The organism is Pseudomonas sp. GM79, assembly GCF_000282495.1.
Classification (GTDB): domain Bacteria; phylum Pseudomonadota; class Gammaproteobacteria; order Pseudomonadales; family Pseudomonadaceae; genus Aquipseudomonas.
Genome location: NZ_AKJE01000050.1, coordinates 21,889 through 47,190 on the forward strand (window position 1 = coordinate 21,889; position 25,302 = coordinate 47,190).

Annotated in this window: 13 protein-coding genes; 4 read left to right on the top strand and 9 right to left on the bottom strand. The window is 58.7% G+C overall.

Annotated elements, in window-relative coordinates; all coding sequences use genetic code 11:
• Nucleotides 1–140: 140 nt before the first annotated feature.
• Together PMI36_RS14190 and PMI36_RS14185 are read right to left on the bottom strand one after the other, a co-directional pair.
• A complete protein-coding gene (locus PMI36_RS14190) occupies nucleotides 141–5,252 on the bottom strand; it encodes an NEL-type E3 ubiquitin ligase domain-containing protein (protein ID WP_008072299.1) in 5,112 nt (1,703 codons plus the stop codon).
• A gap of 146 nt (nucleotides 5,253–5,398) precedes the next feature.
• Nucleotides 5,399–8,548, bottom strand: coding sequence for a transglycosylase domain-containing protein (locus PMI36_RS14185; RefSeq protein ID WP_008072300.1), 3,150 nt, complete (start codon nucleotides 8,546–8,548; stop codon nucleotides 5,399–5,401).
• Nucleotides 8,549–9,219: 671 nt separating this feature from the next.
• Here PMI36_RS14185 and PMI36_RS14180 point away from each other — a divergent pair.
• Nucleotides 9,220–10,641 (top strand): amino acid permease, encoded by a 1,422-nt coding sequence (locus PMI36_RS14180; RefSeq protein ID WP_008072301.1) that lies wholly within the window; start codon nucleotides 9,220–9,222, stop codon nucleotides 10,639–10,641.
• 163 nt (nucleotides 10,642–10,804) lie between these two features.
• Here PMI36_RS14180 and PMI36_RS14175 read toward each other — a convergent pair whose 3' ends face one another.
• Nucleotides 10,805–11,929 (bottom strand): OpgC family protein, encoded by a 1,125-nt coding sequence (locus PMI36_RS14175; RefSeq protein WP_008072302.1) that lies wholly within the window; start codon nucleotides 11,927–11,929, stop codon nucleotides 10,805–10,807.
• Between the two features lie 221 nt (nucleotides 11,930–12,150).
• On the opposite strand from PMI36_RS14175, the gene PMI36_RS14170 reads away from it, so the two are divergent.
• The 3 genes from PMI36_RS14170 to PMI36_RS14160 are packed head-to-tail and all read left to right on the top strand — an operon-like array spanning nucleotide 12,151 to nucleotide 16,221.
• Complete coding sequence (locus PMI36_RS14170; RefSeq protein ID WP_008072303.1) at nucleotides 12,151–13,092, top strand: glycosyltransferase family 2 protein; 942 nt, start codon at nucleotides 12,151–12,153, stop codon at nucleotides 13,090–13,092.
• A 1-nt stretch (nucleotide 13,093) separates the two neighbouring features.
• Entirely contained in the window at nucleotides 13,094–14,602 is a 1,509-nt protein-coding gene (locus PMI36_RS14165) for a glucosyltransferase domain-containing protein (RefSeq protein WP_008072304.1), read from the top strand.
• 47 nt (nucleotides 14,603–14,649) lie between these two features.
• Nucleotides 14,650–16,221 (top strand): glycosyltransferase family 39 protein, encoded by a 1,572-nt coding sequence (locus tag PMI36_RS14160; RefSeq protein WP_008072305.1) that lies wholly within the window; start codon nucleotides 14,650–14,652, stop codon nucleotides 16,219–16,221.
• Here PMI36_RS14160 and PMI36_RS14155 read toward each other — a convergent pair.
• The 6 genes from PMI36_RS14155 to PMI36_RS14130 form a co-directional block, all read right to left on the bottom strand.
• Nucleotides 16,169–16,453: a putative quinol monooxygenase gene (locus tag PMI36_RS14155; RefSeq protein WP_007905780.1), complete on the bottom strand. Its 285-nt coding sequence runs from the start codon at nucleotides 16,451–16,453 to the stop codon at nucleotides 16,169–16,171. The genes PMI36_RS14160 and PMI36_RS14155 overlap by 53 nt on opposite strands.
• Before the next feature lie 406 nt (nucleotides 16,454–16,859).
• A complete protein-coding gene (locus PMI36_RS14150; protein ID WP_008072306.1) occupies nucleotides 16,860–18,263 on the bottom strand; it encodes an ATP-binding protein in 1,404 nt (467 codons plus the stop codon).
• Entirely contained in the window at nucleotides 18,260–20,071 is a 1,812-nt protein-coding gene (locus PMI36_RS14145; RefSeq protein ID WP_008072307.1) for a DAHL domain-containing protein, read from the bottom strand. The genes PMI36_RS14150 and PMI36_RS14145 overlap by 4 nt, the downstream gene beginning before the upstream one ends.
• A complete protein-coding gene (locus tag PMI36_RS14140; RefSeq protein WP_008072308.1) occupies nucleotides 20,068–21,027 on the bottom strand; it encodes a cytochrome-c peroxidase in 960 nt (319 codons plus the stop codon). Before PMI36_RS14140 ends, PMI36_RS14145 begins: the two co-directional genes overlap by 4 nt.
• A gap of 46 nt (nucleotides 21,028–21,073) precedes the next feature.
• Nucleotides 21,074–22,948 carry a putative bifunctional diguanylate cyclase/phosphodiesterase gene (locus PMI36_RS14135; RefSeq protein ID WP_008072309.1) on the bottom strand — a complete coding sequence of 625 codons (1,875 nt, stop codon included), beginning with the start codon at nucleotides 22,946–22,948 and terminating at the stop codon, nucleotides 21,074–21,076.
• Nucleotides 22,945–25,251, bottom strand: a complete 2,307-nt coding sequence (locus PMI36_RS14130) for an EAL domain-containing protein (protein WP_008072310.1) — start codon at nucleotides 25,249–25,251, stop codon at nucleotides 22,945–22,947. The genes PMI36_RS14135 and PMI36_RS14130 overlap by 4 nt, the downstream gene beginning before the upstream one ends.
• Between the last annotated feature and the right edge of the window lie 51 nt (nucleotides 25,252–25,302).

Genomic DNA, 25,302 nt, shown 5'->3' on the forward strand with positions numbered 1-25,302 from the left:
CACCGCGGTTTTTCAGGTACTACGCGTCATCGTTCTTCGCGGGCAAGCCACGCTCCCACAGGTTGTGCGTCTTGACTTACCGGCTGACTGTTTGCCTCCAGGTACGGCATCTGGCAGTGGTCGAAACGTTCAGGGCGTTATCAATGACCTGCCATTCTCAATGCTATTCGGGTCAGGCGTCGCGCCAGCTCTTTTTCGTCTTCGAAAAGGTCGTTGATCAATCGGTTGTACACCTCATCGGTCATTTCCTTGCCAGTGAACACAACCGACTCGGGGACAGGAAGCTGTCGGGCAAGGTCTTTGAGTTTTTCCGCGAGCTGGTTTTTGTATTCGTCCGTGCGGTGCCGGGTATGAGCCCGTTCATTTTGCGTCTGCCGCAAATCCGCCAGTAACCCGGCCTTGACCACCGCGTACAGCTCGGTGTTTTCCTCAAATGCTCGCGGGTGCGTCGCGCGCAGGTATTCAACCCAGAAGCGTTGCTCCAGCATCTGGTTCACCAGCCCGTCACCGTACTCCAGTGACAGCACCGCGCCGTAGGCGTGATCGATCATGCTCTCACTCACGCCGGCAACCGGCCTGTGAAGCATGCTTCGTGATTGCCAGGGCAGGTCCAGCCGTCGGGCCAGACCGGTCTGGTAGGCCAGATAGACCTCGACTTCATCCGGCGTGAGGCCGCTGGCCATCCGTTCCTGCATGTCCGCCCGGGCAATCTCGTTCACATGATCCAGACGCGCCGCACTCCGGGCCAGGGTCACCAGTTGACGTTCGAGCATCTGCGGCGAGATGCTCAATGACCTGGCTTCCGAGGCCAGCACTTCCAGCCCCATGTTGTTGAACAACTGAGCGCCGGCATCGGCGCAGTTAACGGGTGAGCTGGCCATGGTGAAGAGCCTGTTCCTGAGCTCGGCATCCATGTCGGCTGCATCGATCATTCGCCAGACACGCTTGGCCAGTTCGGTTCGAAACTCGCCTCCAGCTCGATAGTCCGCCGATTGGGTGAGGCCGCGGATCACGGTAAAGAATCCCGCCGAGTCCGGTTCATCGGCCAGATCGCTCCAGGCCTCGCCACGGTATCGGCCAAGCCCGGGAGAGGGCGTCCACCATTCGCTGTCGTCAGTGACAGGCCAGAAGGCCAGATCGTTGTCGGTGGCAGGTGGATAGGCATGTCGGGGGCTGAGCCCCACGGACCTCCTGAGGTTTTCGTAGGCCAACCGGTTCACGTCACTGAGCGCTTGCGCGTTGAGCCGGGTGCGCGCGACCACAAAGGCATCGTTCGAGCCCGGGATCACATCGGGAATACGCGCCAGCGGGTTGTTCTGCAAGTCGAGGAAAAAACCGCGCGGTCGAGGTTTGGCGAAGGTGCCTCGGGGCCAGGTGTGAATGCCGGTGTCACGCAGGCTGACGATCATCAGGCCGGGCATGTGTCCGATGTCCGGTAGCGCGCCCAAGGGGTTGTGATCCAGCCTGAGGGTTTTCAGGTAGGTCAGGCGGCTGAGTTGTTCAACGCTTTGCGCTGTCAGGCGGATGTGGTTGTTGTTCAGGCGCAGGGTCGACAGAACGTGCATCGCGGTGATGCCTTGGGGTATTTCAGTCAGTTGACAGCCTCTGGCGCTTAATTCGTCCAGGTGCGCAAAGTCCTTTAACAGACCGCCCGGTTCGCTGGAGAAACGCGTGTTGTCCAGATTCAATACCGAGACTTTGTCGAGAAACCGCTTGAGATCGGGCTTCTGTTTCCACCAGGTCTCAAGATTGACACTGCTCAGCTCCACCGATAGATCGAGACGATAACCGCCGTGGGGATGCAGGCTGCGTTCATCGAACACCTGGCTTCGACGTTCGAAACACTCGATCAGCCGTTCGGCGATGTGGCGCCCGCCGCCGTCGCGGAAACCCTGGGGGTCAGGCCCCCAGATGTCGGGTTGCTGATAGCGCCACTGATTGAGGGTGACGCGCAGGTCGTCGAGTTCATCCTCAAGCGCCGAAAGGGCGGTCAGGGGGTCACCTTGCGCGGTCAAGTCCTCGACAAATCGTGTGGCCTCCTCAGCGCTGAAGGTCGGGTAAAGGTCGCGAACCCGCCGATCCAGTGAGGCGGAACCATCCTTGCTCAGCCCCCCACCCTGTAACAGCAGGGTGGTGATCCGCTCACGTTGCGAGCGAATCGGTGTTTCGGCGAGCGCCGTTCTGCGGACTTCAGGGGTGACGAGGATTTGCTTGAACCAGTGTTTGAGCGCCTTGCCCTGGCCGAGCTGGAAACCCAAGGCGTTGCGCTGATCCTGAGGCATTGCGCGCAGCAACGACTCATAGAGGCTGCTGGCTCCGTAAAGGCGATTGTCCTCGTCGAACACTTCGTATTTGTTGCGTGCGCCGCTGCTGACGAGCGTCCTGACCCGGGTAGCAGATTGCGCGCCAACGCTGCAGCGCAAGCGACCGTGCGGGGAGCCGTCGCGGATGTCGACACGCAGGTCGGTGAATACGTCGCTGTGCAGTCTCAGCGTATTCAGGAGCAGACGCTCGGTGTCCGCTGTTAACCCCGAATGCCCATAAAGGCTCTCGGTTGCCCGGACCGCGCGCACTTCGAAATTCAGTTCACGGGCCTGATTTTTTATACGCAACGGAAGGCGTTTTTCGCTGAGCATCTTGAAACGTTCCGCGCCCGTGGCGTTGGCCAGCAGTGTTTGGCTGATGCTTGAGGGCAGTTCAGGGAACGCGTCTCTGAGCAGCCTCACTTGCGGATCGCGGGTTTTTTCCCGGGCGCGATAAGTCTGTTTGGCCAACCTGTTCATATGGCCTTCAACGTAGTCGGCCAGTTGATTGCGCAAGGCTTGTGCCCGATGCGCCGGTGGCACGTCGGGGCCGAGCATGACGGCGAGTTCGGGCTCATCCAGAAACGCCACCACGCGTTCGGGCAACAGCCCGGCCATGACCTCTGTCAGCGTGATGCTGAGGGTGTTCGAGGGTGAGGCGTCGGGATTGCCATAGAGGCGGTCCTGGGCCGAAGCACTGGTTTGATGAAGCACGCGCAGGGCCTTGTCCTCAGGCCAGCCGGGCAGCTCGGTCACGGTTTGTTCGAACCAGGCCGAAGCCGGATCAGGCGTCAGCGGCAGACCACTGCGAATCTGTTCTTCCAGCCGGGCGACATCTTCATACGCCTCGAAGCGTTTCAGCGCATCGGCCAGCAGCGGCGGTGGCGCTTCGGATTCGACGTACATCCGCCGCAACGCATCGTGGTCGGTGCCGCTGATGGCGCGGATCTGTTCCAGTTCGCCGTCGCTAAAGCGCTCGACCGAATGCCCGAGCCGGCGCATCAGTTGGCGTTCACTCCAGGCTCCGGGCTGTTCGCCTTCATGCACGAAGGCACCCAGACCATTGTGCGTCACCTGCGGCCGATAAGCGTCCGACCGCCGGGGATGAATCACCCGCACCCGGCCGGAGGGTTCTCGCTCGATCTCAAGCAGTTTGCCCTCGTGGGGCAGAATGGATTTGCCTTGATGCCGGTGCAACCCCCAGGCATCAGGTGTCGAATCGGCGGGCAATGACAGGTTGTGCTGTTGATAGGGGGTGAGATCGGGGTGCCACAGGCGTTGGCTGCCGTCAGGCAATTGCACCGGTTTCATCGCGTCGATGAACGGTGAGGAGAGGGATTTGCCGAGCTCGGCGGCGCTGCCGAAGATACCGAACTGAACCAGGTTTTCGACTATGCCCAATACATGCCCGGCCGCTTCGGTGGTCTGTCCTTCTGCCCAGTCCACAACGCCTTCGAACACCTCATCCGTCAGTTGGTAAACGGTGTACGTCAGCATCAGCTCACCGAGCACCGGCACGAACGGCGTAACCACGAACAGGGCCACATTGAAAATATCCGAGAGCATCTTCTCCAGGTTATCCCACCAGGCCCAACGGGCCATGCGGTCGGCATCCTGGGTGGAGATCGCGAGGTCGCGGGCATCGTTGACGATCTTGTTGAGCCTGACCCGGAGCAGGTATTGCCAAAGGTCGTCGTGGGCCGGGTCGGGCGAGCGGTTTTGATAGTCATCGGTGATCGCCTGGACGCTGAAACTCAGGTTGGGATTGTCCACCGGCGTATCCCTCCAGACGGGGCCGCCGGCCTGTCGATCTTGCTGATGCCATTTCACCGTGCTCAGACGTTCATTGAGACTGGCGAAGAAATGCCCTCGCTCCTTGTGGGGCACGAACTGGCTGAAGAACTGTTGATAACCGAACCCACCCGATGACTGTCCGTTGGCGGGTTTTTCTTCCCGCAACTGGCGGGTCAGTTCGGCCATGAACTCGGCGGGCGAGGGGTATTCCTTGAGTGGGTGTTGGTTGTCATGTGGCACATAGGCGATCAGGCGACCGGGAGAGCCACCCGGTCCCGGGTCGGTTGTGATCAACAGAATGCCCGCCAGCACCGTTTCCATCATGGCCAGGTTGTAGTAGCTCACGTGCTTGCCGTCCAGCCTCAAATCTTGTCGGCCATGGACCAGATCGAGGATGAGTCGATGGGCGTGCGCATCAATGTGTTTGTTCAGCAGTGCCAAATGTGCCGCTGCTTTCAACGCGGCTTTTTGGCTGGCAATGACCGCCGTGCGCACGTTGTTGGCGACCTGGGGGCTGCCGAATCCGAGGGCCTGACGCAGTGCCTGCTGGTAGCGGGCGCCGATGTCCAGATCACGGCAGATGGCCTTGAACGCTTGGGCGGTAAGCGGAGCTCCCGTAATCCTGTGGTTGATGTGCAGCGTTTTCATCTGTCCGCGCGGGTCCGGCGCGTCAAGAAAAGCAAAGTCCGAAAATGTTTCGTCATCCGAGAAATTGTGCAGGGCCGCGTTCAGTAACGAGACCGTCCGGACCTTCGTGCCACCCTTGAAATCGTGCACCCACCATGGGCGGCCGACGGCGGCGTAAAGCCGCAGGTAGGTGTTCCTGACATCAATGTCGCCGTAGTGCTCGCTGAGCGTTTTTTTCAACAGGGGCTCGGCAAACGCATAAACATCGGTCAGGTTATCAAGCAGGGCGTCCACGGCGTTCTGGGTAGACCAGTGCTCGGATATCGCCTCTTTGAGCTGATGATGAGCTGAGCGGGCATGGGTTTTGAACGGAGCGAAGTCGCGCTGGACAGCCTTTAATGCGCGAGCGTTGACAGGGGAAATGTCGGTGATCCAGGCGGGCAGCGCCTGCGCGATCCAGGTGTCATTAATGCCGTCCTGGTTTTTGGTGTTGCGGCGTCTTTGATCAATCCTTGATAAATTCGTCATGTGCTAACCGTCTAAAGCTGTAATCAGGCTCTTCAGGTTAGGCAGGTGCTATGGTCGAAAAAAGCTCAAATACAGGGTTGGATTGCCCCGAAAGACGCCTCAATCCAACGATAAACAAAGAGCGAAAAATACAGGAATACCACCCTTTAACGTGCAGATGTGCCCAGTGCGGCCGTAGCTTGAGTGACGACCGGTAATCCCGTCCCGGCATGGCACAACGTGTGGGTGCCCGGTTGCAGATAAGGCGACAGGATCGGCGCCATGCCCTTGAGCACCTGCGCGGGCAACGCCGAGGTGAATTTGAAATTCTCCGCCGTGCGACCGGGAACATAGGCGGTGAGGGTGCCGAAATGCTTGTCGCCGATATAGAACACGAAAGTTGCCGTGCGGTTGATTGACTTGGAACTGAGAATCCGCCCGCCGGAACCGATGGCTTCAATGCGGTTGTCGCCGGTGCCGGTCTTGCCGCCCATGGCCAACGGGCTGCCATCGGCCAGTTTGAAGCTGCCGGCCAGGCGTTTGGCGGTGCCGGCGTCCACCACTTGTGAGAGGGCTTCGCGCATCGCGGCGGCCACTTCCGAAGGCATCACTCGTTTGCCGACCACCGGATTGTTGATCAGGCGGGTTTCATAGGGCGTCTCTGCCGCGAAGTGCAGACTGTCGATACGCAATGTCGGCATCCGCACACCATCGTTGAGAATGGTGCCGATCAACTCTGCCAACGCAGCGGGGCGATCGCCCGAGCTGCCGATAGCGGTGGCCAGCGATGGCACCAGGTGATCGAACGGATAGCCGACTTTCTGCCAGCGCTGGTGAATGTCGAGGAACGCTTCGATCTCCAGCATGGTGCGGATGCGGCTGTCACGGGCGCCCTTGTGACGGCTTTTGAACAGCCAGCTGTAGACTTCCTGGCGTTCGAACTGACTGGCTTTGACGATCTGGCTGAACTTGGCATCGGGGTTATTCAGCAAGTAGCCGATCAGCCACAGATCCAGCGGGTGGACTTTGGCGATGAAGCCTTGATCCGGCAGGTCGTAGCTGCCAGGGCCATAACTCAGGTAGAGGCGTTCGAGGCGTTCATCGGTCAGTTTTTCTTGAAGCTTGGCGCCTTTGAGGTGCGAGCGTACGAAGGTATTGAAGTCTTCCTGGTCGGCTTGGGGGAATAGATAACGATGCACGGCGGCCATGCGAATCGGCGTCGGGCGCATGCCGTCGAGAAAGGTTTCGAGCCGCGCCTGGGTGTCCTTGTTGCGGTATTTCTTCCAGAACTTCAGCAGGAACGAGGTGCCTTCTTTGTCGGCGAATGAGGCCAGGTATTCCTGACGCCGCGGGTCGCGATCGTCCTTGAGCAATTCGGCGCTGCTGTTGGGCCCCGAGTAAGTGCTGTAGCGCACCAGGTCACGCATCAGCCGAATGAACGGCAGGTTGATCGATTCGCGCAGAGCATCGCGCAGGGTCGGCAGGCGGCCGTTGTCTTCCTTGCGGAAGTTGACGAATGTGTGCAGTCCGCCGCCGGTGAAAAAGGCCTCGCCAGGGCTGGCGGAATATTTGCGATCCAGCGCGGCGCCGAGCATTTTCGGCAGGCTGCGGTCGGTGTTCTGAATCATGTAATCGACGGCCCAGCGCGTCAGGCGATCCGGGTCGGCGACTTCGGTTTTCTTCAGTTCGGCGACGCTCATGCTGGCGTAGCGATCGTGCAGTTCGGCCATGATCTGCAGGTAGGTGGTGAGCACGCGCATTTTTGCGGTGGAGCCCAATTCCAGCTTGCTGCCTTCATTGATGTCGAATGGCTGGTCGGTGCTGTCGGTTTGCACCCGCACGCGCGAACCGTCCGGGGTCAATTCGAACAGGGTGAAGCTATAGCGCACCTGCGCGGTGTTGGTGGGGGTGAGCAGGCGTTCGCCGATCAGGCCGATTTCCGCGGCATAAGCTGGATCGGCCAGATGCTTGAGGTATGCGGTGGCCTGGGTTTGCAGCTCGCCTTGCAAGGTGCTGGTGGCGGACAGGTCGAGGCGGTCGAGGTCATACAGCGGACGATTGAGCAAACCGGCCAGGCGGCTGCGCGCCACACTGATGCCTTTATTGGTTTCGATGGGCTGAATGGTGGGCTGGGTGGCCCAGTCGCGGTAAGTCACTTTACTGGCCAATGCCGCCGTGGCGAGTGGCGCATCGATCACGCCGTTTTGAGACAGCAGGCGAATATGGCTGTCGGTGAGGCTGGCCAATTCATCACGACCCTTGGTCAAGTAATGGGAAGGGCGGCGCTGAGCAATCATCAGTGACAGCATTTCGCGCAGGGCCAGGCCTTTTTCCGACAGGCTTTTCGGATCGGTATCGGTGCTGGCCAGCCGTTCATTGGCCTGGTTGAAGTCGGCGCCGTACCAGACGCGCAGACCTTCGGCCATGCCATGTACTTCACCGTGGCCCGGTACCGCCGACAGCGGAACACTGTTGAGGTAGTCGCGAATCACGTTTTGTCGCGCCTGGAGGGTTTCCGGCCCCGCCTGATAGGCGCGCACGCTGGCGGAAATCATCTGCCGGATTTTTTCCGCGCCCGACACCGTCAAGCCATCGGGCGAATGGCGATATTTCTCAAGTTGCGTGGCCAGCGTACTGCCGCCCGCCGACTGACCGGGCAGGCCCAACAGTTTGGCCACTTGGGACCACGCCGCCCTGCCGAACCGCGGCCAGTCCACGGCGGGGTTGGCCAGAGGCTGACGGGGATCGAGCAAAAAACGGTTTTCAATAAACAGCAAACTGCTGACCACGACCGGCGGGATCGCGGCAAAGCTTGAATAGAGTTGCTGGGGGTACTTGAACTGGTACAACGGGGCCGCGCGGCAATCGGTGATCGACAGCCCGGCCTGGATTTTTTCTGCATAGGGCACAAAAAAACCCTTGTCGGTGTAATTCATCAGCGCTGGGGAAAAGCGGGTTTGTGCCGCTATTACGTAATCGCGTTTGAGCAGTCGCGGTAGAAACTCATCCATGGCGCTGTAACCCAAACGCTGATCGAACGGGCCTGCGCCAGGGTAGCGAATCGCATCGCTGTGTCCGGGTTGCAGCTCGTACTTCAGCGAGGCGGCGTATTTGCTGATTTCCCGGGCCTGAAACTTGGAGGTGCGCATTTCCTTGGCCGCGGCGAGGCCCAGGACAATCAGGATAATCAGCAACAGCAACCAGAAAGCCCCCCAGCCGTGCCGGGAGCGACGGGGTTTCTCAGGTAAAGGCGCTTCATCCACTCGTTCAGTCGGAACCACGGTTTTACTCGAATCGGTTTGCCACAAAGCGCCCATAGTCGACTGATCCATTCACGCAGATTGATCGGACTTGCTTGAAGCTTAGACGGTGGTTGGCGTTGGTGAAAAAATTGTGAATAACCAAATATCGGGTACGCACCATTCCTTGTGGCTTGTGGCTTGTGGCTTGTGGCTTGTGGCTTGTGGCTTGTGGCTTGTGACCTGTGGCGAGGGAGCTTGCTCCCGCTGGGCTGCGAAGCGGCCCTATCCCTGCAAACGTGATCTGCCAGGTAAACCGGTGTGTTGGGTTTGCGACTGCTGCGCAGCCGAGCGGGAGCAAGCTCCCTCGCCACAGGGACGGTGATGTCGTCTGTAATAGCCGAGCTAGACGTATCAAAGTAGTAAATGCTGCTGAAGTAGGGGCATGACGATGCACCATTGCCGTGCAATACTCGGCGCCGTTTTAGTGGCGAATAAATCCTGCATAAGGCAGGTAATGCCCCTCCGTAAACCGCGCTTTTGCCGAGAGTTATGGCTGAATGTTGTGGTTTATAGAGTGAAAAACCCTGCTGGAAGCTTTTTATACTGCATGCCCGCTGATCTTGCAGGTTTTGGTCCTGCAAGACGTGTCTGCCCATGAAGCAGGCCCGGTTTCGCAGAAGCGCTGGCTTATCGGTCGGTGCTTCGACACTCGGTGGTCATATCCAATAACAAGACGAGGTACCCCTATGCCAGTTGGCAATCACCTGCCTCACGGCGAGACCGCTCAGGGCGGCCCGCTTAAACGCGAACTCGGCGAACGGCATATTCGCTTGATGGCGCTCGGTGCCTGTATCGGCGTCGGCCTGTTCCTGGGTTCGGCCAAGGCCATCGAAATGGCCGGCCCGGCCATCATGCTCTCTTACATCATTGGCGGTCTGGCGATCCTGGTCATTATGCGTGCCCTCGGCGAGATGGCCGTGCACAACCCGGTCGCCGGCTCGTTCAGCCGTTACGCTCAAGACTATCTCGGCCCGTTGGCAGGTTTTCTGACCGGCTGGAACTACTGGTTCCTGTGGCTGGTGACCTGCGTCGCGGAAATCACTGCGGTGGCGGTGTACATGGGCGTCTGGTTCCCCGACGTGCCGCGCTGGATCTGGGCATTGGCGGCGTTGATCAGCATGGGCTCGATCAACCTGATCGCGGTGAAAGCCTTCGGTGAGTTCGAATTCTGGTTCGCCCTGATCAAGATCGTCACCATCATTGCAATGGTGGTCGGCGGCATCGGCGTGATCGCATTTGGCTTCGGTAATGACGGCGTCGCCCTGGGAATCTCCAATCTCTGGGCTCACGGCGGCTTCATGCCCAACGGCGTGCAAGGCGTGCTGATGTCTCTGCAAATGGTGATGTTCGCCTACCTCGGCGTCGAGATGATCGGCCTGACCGCCGGTGAAGCCAAGAACCCGCAGAAGACCATTCCCAATGCGATTGGCTCGGTATTCTGGCGGATTCTGCTGTTCTACGTCGGCGCCTTGTTCGTGATCCTGTCGATTTACCCGTGGAACGAAATCGGCACCCAGGGCAGCCCGTTTGTGATGACCTTCGAGCGCCTGGGTATCAAGACCGCCGCCGGCATCATCAACTTCGTGGTGATCACCGCGGCGCTGTCGTCCTGCAACGGCGGCATCTTCAGCACCGGACGCATGCTCTACAGCCTGGCGCAGAACGGCCAGGCCCCGGCCGGTTTCGCCAAGACCTCGAACAACGGCGTGCCGCGTCGCGCGCTGCTGCTGTCGATCGGTGCCTTGCTGCTGGGCGTGTTGCTTAACTATCTGGTGCCAGAGAAAGTCTTCGTCTGGGTCACCGCGATTGCCACCTTCGGCGCGATCTGGACCTGGGTGATGATCCTGCTGGCCCAGCTCAAGTTCCGCCAAGGCCTGAGCGCCAGCGAACGTGCCGGTCTCAAATACCGCATGTGGCTGTACCCGGTCAGTTCTTACCTGGCACTGGCATTTCTGGTGCTGGTGGTCGGCCTGATGGCGTACTTCCCGGACACTCGCGTGGCGCTGTATGTCGGGCCTGCTTTCCTGGTGCTGCTGACGGTGTTGTTCTACGTGTTCAAGCTGCAACCGACCAATGTGTCGCAAGGTGCGGTGCGTTCGGCTTCGTAAGTCGTAACGCCAGAAATGCAAAAGCCCCGGTTTAGATGACCGGGGCTTTTGCGTTGTGGAAGATCAAAAGATCGCAGCCTCGTTGCACTCGACAGCTCCTACAGGGTGTACACCATCCCAATGTAGGAGCTGTCGAGTGCAACGAGGCTGCGATCTTTTGATCTTAAGCTACCGACACCACCATAGACCGATTCAACCGCTTGTTGAAATCCAGCCAGGCCCCCAGCAGCACCATCAGCCCGACCCCCAACATTGCGCTGAATACCTGCATCGCCAGTGCATTCCCGCCCAAGGCGTTGAGCATGTCCGCCAATGGCGCCAGCAACACGCCAAAACAAAACACTTCCAACGAATAACGACCCATGCGACAGCTTTGTTGCGCCAGCCAATGTTGCGTCCAGCCATTGTCGGGCAACAACCTGGCGGTGACGTAGGCGAGGGCGAGGAAATGCAGCAGGCGTGCCGGCGAGAGGTTGGTCTTGCTGATCGGATAGAGCCATTCGCCGAGTGTCTGGGGCATGAAGGCGTCATGCACGGTCGGCCACTTCCACGACACCGCGATCAGCCCGGTCACCATCAGATAGGTCAGCGCTGCGATAAAAACCGGCTGCCGAGTCAGCGGTCGAGGTTGCGGCGCCCGAGGCCTTTGCCCGTGAATCGCCGTCGCGCCACCGAGAATAAACAACAGTTGCCAGGCCATCGGATTGAAAAACCACACGCCACCGTCGGTGCCCGACAGGTTCCATTGAAGCCATGGCGCCAGCAGATACACCACCACCGACAACCCCACCACGTATTCAGGTTTGCGCAGCAGCATCGGCAGCACCAACGGCAGGCCGAGCAGCAATAAAATATACAGCGGCAGCGGGTCCATCAGGTTCGGCTTGAAGCGCAGCAACAGCTCATCCATCAATGCCTGCTGCGGATTGCTGAGGAAATACTGCAAGCCCATTTCCTGCACCAGGTCACGGGTTTCCACATGGCTGTTGGCGAAAAACACGATGCCCATCAACAGCGCCAGCAAAAAGATATGCACCACATACAGCACCCAGGCGCGTCGCAGGATTTTTACCGTGGCGACCATGAAACCGTCGCGCCGGGCGATTTTTCCGTAGGCCAGCACGGCCGCGTACCCGGCCAGGAACACGAAAATCTCTGCCGCATCGCTGAACCCGAAATTACGCACCGTGAACTGCGCGAGCGGGTTCTGTGGCACGTGATCCCAGAAGATGAAGATCAAGGCCAGGCCGCGAAAAAAGTCGATTCGGTGATCGCGTTCAAACGTCATGATGGCGGGCTCTTGAACGGGTTGAGTAGGAGCGAGCGGCGCGCAGGGTGGCGTGATTCGCCGCCAATTGCAAAAGGCTGGATATTACCGAATGTCTCAGGGGGCTATAGCGAACGATCGGGATGGCGTGTCCGTCGGTCTGCCGGGCAGTTCGCGCACCAGAACGCCCCCTGATGGCGGTCTGCCGAACATCTACACTTCGATTTTCAGGAGTGTGAAACGTGAAAGTTTCGCTGATTGTCCCGGTATTCAATGAAGAGCAGGCGATCAGTCTGTTCCATCAGGCGGTGCGTCGCGAATTGAAACTTGACCCGTGTGAAGTCGAGATCGTGTTCATCAACGACGGCAGTACCGACCGGACGGCTGAGCAGGCCAAGGCGCTGGCACAGGTCGATGAACAGGTATTGCTGATCAACTTTTCGCGCAACTTCGGCAAGGAACCGGCGTTGTTTGCCGGCCTGGAATACGCCACCGGCGATGCAGTGATCCCCATGGATGTGGACCTGCAGGATCCGATCAGCGTCATCCCGCAGTTGATTACCGAGTGGCAGAAGGGGGCCGATGTGGTGCTCGCCAAACGCCGCAATCGTGACAGTGACAGTTATTTGAAACGCCACAGCGCATCGCTCTTCTATCATTTGTTGAACAGGATTTCCTACACCCGGATCGAAGAAAACGTCGGGGATTTCCGGCTCATGGATCGCAAGGTGGTCAATGTGATTCGTGCGCTTCCCGAGCATCAGTTGTTCATGAAGGGCGTTCTGTCCTGGGCCGGATTCACCACCGCGGTGGTGGAGTACGAGCGGGCCCGGCGAGTGGCAGGACGCAGCAAGTTCAATGGCTGGAAACTGTGGAACCTGGCGCTGGAAGGCATTACCTCTTTCAGCACGGTGCCTTTGCGATTGTGGACTTACATCGGTGGCGGCATTTCGATCTTCGCGGTGCTGTACGCGGTGTACATGGTGCTGGACAAGATTTTCTTCGGCAACAATGTCCCCGGTTACCCCTCGCTGATGACGGCCATTCTGTTTCTTGGTGGCGTCCAATTGATTGGCATCGGCATCCTCGGCGAGTATGTCGGCCGCATCTATATCGAAGCCAAGCATCGACCCCGTTATGTAGTCAAAGACGTCATTGGCGGCAAAGACCGGACCGGGCTTTAGCATGGGCAGACTGGGCGACTTTTTCAGCAAAGAACTCGGGTATCGTCGGGTCTGGCTGTTTTTTTTGATCGCGACCCTGGTTTATGTCATTCCGCTAATCCTCGCGGACTATCCCTACATCGATGACAACTGGCGCTCGCTGTCGGCCGGTACGGCCTGGGCGGGGCAGGGGCGGTTGTTCACCGAGCTGTTCTACAACCTGCTGACGTTCAGCGATGGCGCACCGAACATCTTTCCATTGCCGCTGTTGATCGCCACGCTCGCCATGGCTTTTGCGTTGACCAGCCTGACCTTCCATTACTACCCACGGCCGACACTATCCTGCTGCCTGGTGCTGTTGCCGCTCTGGTACAACCCGTTCTTCCTGCAGAACCTGTCTTATCAATACGACGGGCCGGCCAATGCCTTGAGTCTGGTGGCAGTGATCTGCGCGATCACTTTTCGTCATCCCTCGCGCATTCTGCAATGGCTGGTGCCGGCCTTCCTGATTGCGCTGGCGCTGGGGCTCTATCAGGTGAGCCTGAATGTGTTCCTGGGCCTGTGTTGCCTGGAACTGCTCAGGGGCGCGAATGACAAATGGGCGTGGCGGCAGTGGTACGAATTGATTGGCTGGAAAATCGCCCAGGCAGGGCTCGGTGGGTTGATCTATAGCGTCACGGCTTATCCGTACATGAACCAGGATCGCGCCTTGCTGCTGAACTGGGCAGCAGAGCCTTTGCTGCAAGTTGAAATCAACATCGGCCGGGTGCTGGAAAAAGTCGCGCTGCTGTTTCACGGTGGATTCACCTGGGTGTTCGCCGTGCTGCTGTTGTGTGCCCTAGTGGGCAGCGCACGGTTGGTCCGGAACGTGATGGAACGCCACGACACCGGGCTGAGAAAAATCGTGATGGGCCTGGCGTGCGTGCTGACGGTATCGGTCGTGACCTTGCTGGTGTCGGGGGCTGCGCTGTTTTTCCGCGACTTCAATGAAGGCGCCAGAACCTTGATGGGTTTTGCGGTGTTGCTGGTGCTGGTGTTCTATTTAAGCCATCTGGCGCTGGCCCCCATCCATGAGCGGTTGCCGCTGCTGTTGGCGGTGCCTCTGTTGGCCATGCTTTCGTTGTCTTACGCCTATGGCCGTGTGCTGACGGTGCAGAACACTTTTGCGTCCAGCGCGTTGTTTTCCCTGGGGCATGACATCGCGGCCCATCGGCAATTGCACGAGGCCAAGCGCATTTACCTGGCGGTGAGTTATTCCGATCACTGGCTGGTGGGGGCCGCGGGTTCGTTCAAGCAGATGCCGGTCTTGCATTATCTGCTGAACATCAACTTCTTCATGCTGGCTGAAAACCTGCCGAAGGCGGGCATCACCAATGTGGTCGCGGAGAGGGAGCGGCGTAATGCGACCCTGATGGGTTACCAGGCTTATCCGCCGCTGGTGGAGAGCAAGTTTTACCGCATCTATCTGCTGGGTGATTACGGTTTCATCGTCATGAAGGAGCCAACCCCGATCACCACGCTTCAGTGGTGAGCCTGGTGATTACCTCTTTGATCCCTCCCGAAAGGTTTCCATCCCGGATGGCCGACAGGGCAGGCCTGGTGGCGGTGATCGTCCTCGCGTTGTTCGCAAGGTTTCATTCCATCACCGTGCCGGTCATCTGGTACGACGAGGCCTACAGCATCTTGCTGGCCGAAGGCTCGCCTGCGTATATCTGGGCTACGACGGCACGGGATGTTCATCCGCCGCTTTACTATGTCTTGCTGCATTTGTGGATGTTGCTGTTCGGCAATGGCGTGTTGGCTGCGCGATCCCTGAGTGCGCTGGCGGATGTCGGCACGCTGTTGCTGTGCATTAAATTGATGAGTCTGGTGACGACGCGAAAGTCGACCTGGATAGCGGCATTGTTGTTGGCATTGCTACCGATATCGGTGCGCTATAGCCAGGAAGTGCGAATGTACACCTTGCTCGGCTTCTGGCTGATGGGCGCGACCGTGGCGCTGGTGTGCTGGGTCAAGGCACCGGATCAAAAGCGTTATCCGGTTTTTTACGTGCTGCTGATGACGGCTGCTTTCTACACGCACTACTTCGCCGCACTGTGCGTGCTGGTGCATTGGCTTTGTTGGTGGCGAGTGCGAGAGGGCGGTCGGCCCGGGGCAATAACGTTTCGTGCGTGGGTCGTGGCTAACAGCGCAATCGTTGTGCTGTACCTGCCGTGGATTCCTCATTTCATCGATCAATTGTTGCGAATGGACGGGCTCGAGTGGATACCGCCGCTCACTTGGCAAACAGCGCTGACCTTCGTTTGGCAATTGGTGATGATGGAGGGAGAGGTCAGTTATTCATCCCTATGGCGTGTGTTGCCCTCGGTGTTGATCGTTGTTTGCGCCGCTGCGGTGCTGCTCAAGGCACGCCATGAGCGACCTTTCAGCGTCTTGCTGGTGGGCTATTTTTTTGTGCCGGTGTTGAGCGTGTTTCTGGTGTCGCTGATTGTTCCGGTCTTCAACGCCAGGTACCTGGTGTTCGCGGCTGTCGCGTTGCCCCTGATCGTTGCGCTCGCGCTGGACGCATTCAGCCAACGCCATGCCGTTCTTGCCGCTGTCGCCATGACGTTGGTTTTGTTGGCAGAAGTACACGGGCTTTCGGCGGTCTACGCGCAAACCGATGAGATGAGCGGGACGAGCATTCGCAAAGACGCAAGACTGGACGCCGTGGTCGCAGGGCTTGGCCGCGAAGTACGTCCGGGTGACGAGATCGTTGTGGATAACCTGTATTGGTATTTGCCGTTTACGTACTACAACTCGACCGGTATTCAGCCGAGGCTATACGCTTTCAAACCACCGACAGGCACCCTTTGGGGAACCGCCGAATACGGAGGTTGGGCACTCATCCCCCGTCATTTGCATTCGATTCTCTTCGACGATTTTTCAACTTTGAAACTCAATGCCAAGCGGATCTGGTGGGTCACGGGCGATGCTCGTCCTGAACACGACGCCTTGTTTCCCAAACACTGGAAACAAGCACTGATGCTAAAGGAAGGGGACAGTGAAGCCCGTTTGTTTATCCGAGGGGAAGCGGCAACCCCCCTTGAGGTTGACGTCAGAACGCATCCATCAGCACAACAATACAATCCTTCGCCTGGTAACCATTGATCTGCGGCACCAGACGCCGAAAATGCTCAGACTGGCAATGAGCATCCAGCGCTGCCTTATTCGGCCATTGTTCGACGAAGATAAAGTGCCCCGGGTCTTTTTGATCGATGAACAGATCGTAAGCAATGCAATCAGGTTCCAGTCGAGTCTTCTCGACCAGTTCGGCGTACCACGGGCGAACGGTTTCAATGTATTCGGGTTTGATGAAATCTTGAGCGATTACTTTCAGCATGGTGTTCTTCCTTGGCGCATGGGTATCTACACATCTTCCCGGATTTTGAGGGTGTACATATCCGTTTTTGCGGTAATGGCCACTTAGGGTTCCGCCCTTACGGCGGGTCACTTGGAAAAGGGCGAGCGACTCAGGAGGGACAGGCTCAAACGGTTTCCTTGGGTTCGGACCCGGTAATGGTAGGCAGTGGCATACAGGCTCTTGTGGCGAGGGAGCTTGCTCCCGCTCGGCTGCGCAGCAGTCGCAAAACCTGCTGACGGGCTTTGTCTGACTGAGCGCGTTGTCTGTTTTGGGATCGCTTCGCGATCCAGCGGGAGCAAGCTCCCTCGCCACAGAGATCTCCTGTGGACAGAGATTTCCAGCTTACGGGCGATGGCTATATTGGAGCAACCGGGTAGGAGCGTGCTTATGCTGGCCAGGATTGCCGCACCGGCAACTCGACCCGAAACGTGCTACCCACCCCGACTTCGCTGCGTACCGAAATATCGCCCTGGTGTTTTTTCACGATGCCATAGGACAGGGACAACCCGAGCCCTGTCCCCTGGCCCACCGGTTTGGTGGTGTAGAACGGGTCGAATATTTTCTGCAGGTTGTCCGGCTCGATACCTATGCCCGTGTCCGCGACCTCGATCGATACCGTTTCACCTTCAAGCCCGGTGCGTAGCGTGATGGTGCCCCGTTCCGGCCCCATTGCCTGAGACGCGTTGACAATCAGGTTCATGATCACCTGATTGATTTGCGATGGCAGGCATTCGATATCGGGCAGCTGTTGAAACTCCTTCACCACATCGGCCTTGTACTTGAGTTCATTGGCAACGATGTTCAAGGTCGACTCGATGCCTTGGTGCAGATTGGTCCACTGCCATTCCTGATTGGAGTCGACGCGGGAGAAGTCCTTCAGGTCTTTGACGATCTGCCCGACGCGGCCGATGCCTTCCTTGGACTCCTTGATCAGCAGGGGAATGTCTTCACGCAGAAAGTCCAGTTCCACCCGTTCACGCAACTGACTGAGTTGCTCGATGACCTCGCTTGAGCCAATGGCGTTTTCCGCCTCCCGATAGGCATCGAGCATGTCCTGCAGTTGTTTGAAGTAGCCATCGAGGGCGCCGAGGTTGGAGGAAATGAAGCCGATGGGATTATTGATTTCATGGGCGACGCCCGCCGCCAGTTGCCCCAGCGAAGCGAGTTTTTCCGACTGCACCAATTGGGATTCAAGCTGTTTACGCTCGTCGATTTCCCGCTGCAACGCCTCGCTGGCTTGCTTGAACTGGGCCGTGCGCTGATCCACCAGATGCTCCAGATGGCTCATCTGAATAGAAGCCCGCTCGGTCATCTCCCATTTGGTGAGCAGGGTATTGGCCATCTGCTGGACTTCAATGTTGTCGAACGGTTTTTTCAGAATCAGCAGGCGATCATGGGCGTGCAAGCGTTCCAGCAGTTCATCCCACGAATAGTCGGAATAGGCAGTACACACCACCACTTGCAGCTGCGGGTCTTCCTGCCACAGGTGCTCGATGGTCTGCGCACCGTCCCAGCCTTCAGGCATGCGCATGTCGACGAAGGCCAGGGCGTAGGGGCGGTTTTCCTGTAAGGCCTGAGTGAGTTTGCCCAGACCCTCCTGACCGCCATAGGCCGAGTCCAGCTCGAACAGCAGGTTGGTGGATTTCACTTCGCTGCCGAACAGCGCGGCCTCCATTTCGTCCAGTTCTACATGCAGTGCCGACGTTGGGGTGAGGATCTTGCGAAAGTCTTCATGGATGGACGGCGTGTCGTCAATCAGCAGAATGCGTCGGTTCGAAAGGTCGCTCATGCTTCCTCCATGACGGTTTTCAACGGGATCTGCAAAGTGAACAGTGCGCCTTTGCCCGGCCCGTCGCTGTGGGCGGTGAGATGGCCGTTCATCTCGATCGCGGCCAAGGCACAGCTGTGCAGGCCGAAGCCGTGACCTTCCTTGCGGGTGGTAAAACCGTGGGCAAAGATCCGTGTCATGTTCTGCGGCTCGATGCCTTCGCCGTCATCCTTGACGCTGATTTGCAGAATCGTGTCTTCGACGATTTTCACCCCAAGGGTCATTTGCCGCGGGCGATTGCTGAGGTCAGTCATGGCGTATTTGGCGTTGCTGATCAGGTTGATCAGGATCAGCAACAATCGGTGTTTGTCGCCCATGATTTGCGGTACGTCGCCGTACTCCTTGACCACCGTGACGTGATGCCGGGTCAGGGCGCCGGCGTTCATCCGCAGGGCGTCCTCCAGCAGTTCGCTGACGTGCAACGGTTCCATCAGGCTGTTGGCACCCGCGTAGGACTGCTGGGTGGCGACGATGTCTTTGATGTGGTCGACGCTTTTGCTCAGTTGCGCGAGTTCGTCGGTCATGCCTTGTTGTTCAAGGGCAATGGCATCCACCAGTTGGTTCAGATAACCGGGTAGCAGTTTTCCTTTCTCGTCCTGGGTCAGGAAGGCGCCCAGGTCGTCTTGATGCGCGTTGATCAGCTGCATCGCCTTGCCCAGTCCCTGGGCCTTGCTGTTACGCAGTTTGCGGGTGACCAGGTCGGCCGAGATGTTCACGCTGTTGAGCACGTTGCCGACGTTGTGCAGCACATTGGTGGCGATTTCAGCCATGCCGGCCTGGCGCGCGGTGTCGAGCAGTTCGCTCTGGGTATCCTTGAGTTCGCGGGTGCGCTCCTCGACCCGTTGTTCGAGGACGTCGTTGGCGGTTTGCAGTTCCTTGTTGACCCGGTTGGTCTCCCCGAAGCTGCGCATCAGGCGAATGGCCAAGTACACCAGCACCATCACCAGCAACGTCGAGAATACCAACATGTAGAAGTGGTAGCGCCGGTTGGCTGCATCGGTTTGCTGCTGGTCCTTGTTCAGCAGCGCAGTAATGTCGTCCAGCCGTGCGGCCACGGGAACGGCTTCGATATTCTCCAGCAGCCGATTGACCACGGGTTGTTCCCGCAGGATCAGCGCAATGTGATTGCTCAAGACATCGATCGGGCTATGAAACTGCTCCGGTAATCGTTCCTTGTTCACCCGCAGTTTGTTCAGCCCGACCAGGATATCGGCCGCTTTGTCGTTGGAGGTGACCTGGGCGAACTCCAGGCTGCTGAGCATTAAGTCGTAGGTGTCGGTGGCGATGTTCTGTAGTTGCAGTTTGTCTTCGTCGACCAGTTGGGTAAGCGGTTCCTGGATGTCATCTTCGGCGGTGGGCAAAAATGCCAGTGAGTTACGCAGCACAGCGTTGTGCGATTTGAACTGCTCCACCAGCCGGGTTTTTTCCTGAATGGCGGCGTGGTAAGCCTCATGGCTGGCGCGCCAGGTTGGCGAGTCGTTGCGGCCATGATTGGACTCCATGGTCTCGAACCGCTCCCACAGGTTCGTTATCTCGGTCAGCGGTGCAACCAACGGGTCGTAGTTGTGGCTGATGGCAATCCTGGCCTTGAGAATCTCGGTTTCCCACTGCGCGTTGAACTGTTTGATCCGGCCAATCAGGTCCCGGGACTCGGCGTACGTCGAGGTCTGGTCGGAGCTTGATTTGAGGTACAGAAACAGCAGTGTCGAGGCCAGCAACACGGCCACGCCACTGAGCAACAAGAGGTTGCGACGGTGGTACGTTTTCATAAAGATTTGCCTCCCCACTCACCGGTCAGGGTCTTGAGGAATTTGATGATCAAGGTCTTGTCCTTGTCAGAGGGCACGCGACCGAGCTGGAACTTGAACATCACGTCTACCGCGTCTTCCAGGGTCTTGGCCGAGCCGTCGTGAAAATACGGCGCGGTCACGGCGACGTTGCGCAGGCTCGGAACCTTGAACACGTTGCGGTCCTCTTCGGCCTTGGTGACCAGATAGCGGCCCAGATCGGCTTCGGTGGGGTTGCCCCGGACCTCAAAGTAATCACTCATGACCCCGAATTTCTGGAACATGTTGCCGCCGATATTGACCCCCTGATGGCAGGCGATGCAGCCGTAGTCCTTGAAGCGCTGGTAACCGTACTTCTCCTCGATCGTCAGAATTTCGGTGTTGCCCAACAGGTATTGGTCGAAACGCGAGTTGGCGCTGATCAGGGTGCGCTCATAGGTGGCCAGGGCTTTTTGCACATTGTTCATGGTCACGCCGTCAGGGTAGGCCTGGGCGAAAGCGCTTTTGTAAGCCGGGTCGGCGGTCAGTGTCCGAACGACATGCTCCCAATGACTGCCCATTTCGCTGGGGCTCTGCACCACTTCGTGGACTTGTGTTTCCAGAGTGTCGGCGCGGCCGTTCCAGAATTGCCGGAAATTCAGGCTTGAGTTGAAGACGCTAGGGGTGTTGATCGTCAAGGGGGCGCCGTTGAAGCCGATGGAAAACGCCTGGGCGTCGGCGCCTCCACTTTCCAGACGATGGCAACTGGCGCAGGACAGGGTGTTATTGACCGACAGGCGTGGCTCGTTGAACAACCGGCGACCGAGTTCGACTTGCAAGGGATTCTGCTGGGGCACTGCGGGCAAGGGTTTGAGTGGTTCGTCCAGCGGTGCGCCGTTGGCTATCAGACAACATCCGAGTAGAGGCGCAAGAAGCAGGTAGTAGAAGGGGCTCGACATCTTATGATTCCTTGGCGCAGGGGGCCTGGGTGTCGTTGCGCGTCGTTTATCTGGTGATGGATGGAGCGGGCTGCACGGACATCAGGTATTGCACGAAGGCCTCCGGCTCCACGGCTTTGCTGAAGTAATAACCCTGGCCTTCCTCGCATTGGAGGGCCTTGAGAAAATTCAATTGCTCGAGGGTTTCCACCCCTTCGGCAATGACGGTCAGTTTGAGGCTCTTGCCCAGGCTGATGATGGCGCTGACCAGGGCCGCGTCATTGCTGTCACGGCTCAGGCCACGAATGAATGACTGGTCGATTTTCAACACATCGATGGGAAACCGTTGCAGGTAACTCAGGCTCGAATAGCCGGTGCCGAAGTCATCGATAGCCAGCCGTACGCCCAATGCCTTGAGCCGATTCAGCGCGAGCATCGTGGCATCGACGTTCTGCATCAATACGCCTTCGGTAATTTCCAGCTCCAGCAAGGTGGGGTCCATACCGGTTTGCTTGAGTATCTGTTCGATCCCTTTGACAAAGTCCCGCTGACGGAAATCGATGGCCGACACGTTCACCGACATGCAGAGTTTCGGCAGACCTTTCGCCTGCCAGGCGCAGGCTTGTTGACAGGCCTGGGCGAGCACCCATTTGCTCAACGGTACGATCAAGCCGCTGTCCTCGGCCACACCGATGAAATCTGTCGGGTAAACCCAGCCTTGCCCGGGCTTTTGCCAGCGGATCAATGCCTCGGCGCCGACCACCTTGCCGCTGCCCAGGTCGAGTTTGGGTTGGTAGTGCAGGACAAATTCGTTGCGTTCCAGCGCCAGGCGAATACCCGACTCGATGCTCTGCTGTTCCCGGGCGCGCTGGTTCATCTCATCAATGAAAAAGCTGAAATCGTTCGGGCCGCTTTCCTTGACGTTGCGCATGGCGGTTTCGGCTTTTTTGATCAGTGCAATGGCATCGAAGCCGTCCTCGGGGTAGATGCTGATGCCCAGGCTGGCCGTCACGCTCAGGTCGTGGCCGGCAATGTGTTGAGGCGCGCGTATGGCGTTCAAGAGCTTTTCGGCGATGCCCTTGGTCTGTTGGGGGTGATGGATGTCAGCCAGGATCACCACAAACTCATCGGAGCCGTAACGAAACACCGAGTCGGATGCGCGCACGCAGGCCACCAGATTGTGCCCGACACGTTTGAGCATCTCGTCACCGGTCGGGTGACCCAAGGCATTGTTGATGCGCTTGAAGCGATCGAGCCCCAGAAACATCACCGCCAGTTGTTTGTCATGGCGTCGCGACAGGGCCAATGACTGGTTCAGCCGGTCGCCCAGCAAGGTGCTGTTGGGCAATTCGGTCAATACGTCGTACTGCAACAAGTGCGACACCTTGAGCAGCTCATGGACCCGGGCCTCGATGGTTTGCTCCAGTGTTTGCACTTTCATGGCCGCGTCCTGCGCCATCTGCCACTTCCAGGTCAAGGCGCTGGCCATCTGGCGGATTTCCAGGCTGTCGAAAGGTTTTTTCAGCACCAGCAACTGATCGCCGAACTCCAGTCGCTCGGCCATGGCTTCCCAGGTGTAATCGGAGAAGGCCGTGCACAGCGCGATTTGCAAGTGAGGATCAGCCTTCCAGAGCTGTTCGATGGTTTCCAGGCCATCCCAGCCCGGGGGCATGCGCATGTCGGTGAACGCCATGGCGTAAGGGCGACCTTGTGCCTGGGCGCGCTTGACCAGTTCGAGCGCTTCCTCGCCCTGATAGGCGGAGTCGAGCTGGAATATCAGCCGTGCCGACTGCGGGCTGCCGAACAGCGCTGCTTCAGTGCCGGCGAGGGTTTGTTCGTCGTCGGTATCCGGGCCGAGAATCTTGCGAAAGTCCTGATGGATCGAAGGCGTGTCGTCGATGATCAGAATGCGCCGGTTGGCCTGGACGGACGGAGTCTTCATTCCTTGTCCTCCTCAGCACGCCTCGGGTCGTCGCGCATCGCTGCGGTTCCGAGGCTGGCATGCACGATACTCCCGGCTTTCAGCAGCTCGGCGGCCTGCTGGCTGCTGACCGCTTGGCTGAAGTAGTGACCCTGGGCGTTCATCGGTGAGCCGGTGGCTATCAGCGAGCGGCGTTGCTCCTGGGTTTCGACGCCTTCGGCGATGATGCCGATCCCGACATCGCGGGCGAAATTGATGATAGCCCGCAGGGTGGTGGCACTGGCCGCGTCGTGGGCGGCGGTGTCGATGAACGCCTGAGCGAGTTTCAGGTGATTGACCTGGTAAGTCTTTAGGTAGTCGAACGAAGAGTATTCGGTGCCGAAGTCATCGATGGCGATCTTCACCCCCAGTTCATGCAGGCGCGGCAGGATATCGTTGTGCGTCCACTTGGTCTGGGCCAGGGTCGCTTCGGTGACGTCGAAACGCAGGTCCCACGGGCACAGTTCCCAGCGCGCGGTGGTGCGCAACACGTCATAGATCAGCTCGGGACCACTCTTGAGCTGGGCCAGGGACAGTTTGATCGCCACCACCGGTGGCGCCATGCCTTCGTCTCGCCACTGGCGCATTTGCCGACAGGCGCGCTCCAGCACCCAGTGACCGAGGGCGATGATGATGCCGGTCTTTTCCGCCGCGGGCAAAAACGCCGGGGCTTCCAGTAAACCGCGTATGGGGTGGTTCCAGCTGACCTGCGCTTCCATGCCGAGGATCTTGCCACTGCTCAGATCCACTTCCGGCCAGTAACGCAGTTCGAGTTCGTCGTGTTCGATAGCCTTTTTCAGGTCGTTGGCGATGGTCATGCGCTCGACCACTTCCTGATTGATCTCCTCAGAGTGGAAGTGGTACTGGTTGCGGCCCTTTTCCTTGGAGCGATACAGCGCCATGTCGGCCTGGGTCAACAGGCTGTCCGCGCTGAGACTGGCCGGGGCGTAGCTGCTGATGCCGATGCTGACCGAGACCCGCACATCATTGCCGGCCAGGGAATAGGGCAGCACCAGTGCATCGCGGACCTTGGCGGCCAGGGCTGCTGATTGGGTCGGGTCGCCGACGTCCAGTTGCAGGATCGCGAACTCGTCGCCACCCAGGCGGGCGACCACGTCGTTTTCGCGCACGCAATTTTTGATGCGCCTGGCAACCTCCTGCAGCAACAGGTCGCCCACCGGGTGGCCCAGGGTGTCGTTGATGCGTTTGAAGTGATCCAGATCCAGATAGAACATGGCGAACGGTGTGGCCCCGCGCCGGGCGGCGGCGAACGCCTGGTGCAGCCGTTCGATCAGCGTCGCGCGGTTGGCCAGCCCGGTCAGCCCGTCGGTGCGGGCCAACAGGGCGATTTTTTCCTCGGCCAGTTTGCGTTCGGTGACGTCGATGATGATGCCTTCGACTTCCAGCAAGCGGCCCTCATCGTCGCGCACCGGGATATAGCGGTTTTCGACCCAGCGCCAGTCACCGTCGCCGGTGCGCATCCGAAACTCGATGGAAGCACCTGACGCATGGCGGTCCAGTACCCTGGCCATCGCCGTATCGACTTTTGCCTGATCGTCAGGATGGATCAGCTCCTGGGCCCAATTGGCCGACGCCACCAGGGCCGCCGCGATGTGGCCGTATTTGGTGATGTTGTGGGAGATGTACATCAACGGAAACGACGGTTCGCCCCGCAGCCGATACAGAATGGTCGGGCTGTTCTGCACGATGATGTTGGCGTCGGACAGCTCCCGGGTGCGCTCTTCGACCGCATGCTCCAGTAGCGACATCTTCAGTGCCGCGTCTTCGGTCATTTGCCACTTGGCGGTCAATGCGCTGGCCATCTGACGAATCTCGATGGCATCGAAGGGTTTTTTCAGGATAAGCAGGCGATCGCCCAGTTCCAGGCGCTCGGCGATGTCTTCCCAGGAATAGTCGGAATACGCGGTGCAGAGCGCCACCTGCAACTTGGGATCGACTTGCCACAAGCGTTCGATGGTTTCCAGGCCGTCCCAGCCCGGCGGCATGCGCATGTCGATGAAGGCCATCGCGTAGGGCGAGTCATTCGCCAGTGCGCTCTCGACCTTGTCCAGCGCTTCGCGGCCCTGAAACGCGGAATCGATGACGAAACTTTGCAACGATACCGACACAGGGGTACCGAACAGGGCGTTTTCGGCGCTGATCAGGCTGTCGTCTTCGATCGATGGCGGGCTGAGAATCTTGGCAAAATCCTCATGGATCGACGCCGTGTCATCGACAATGAGAATCCGACGATTAATACGCGCAAGCAGCGTATTCACTGACATGCGCCTGTGCCGACAGCAGGTTGGTGCAATGAGTTCATAGAGGGTATCCCT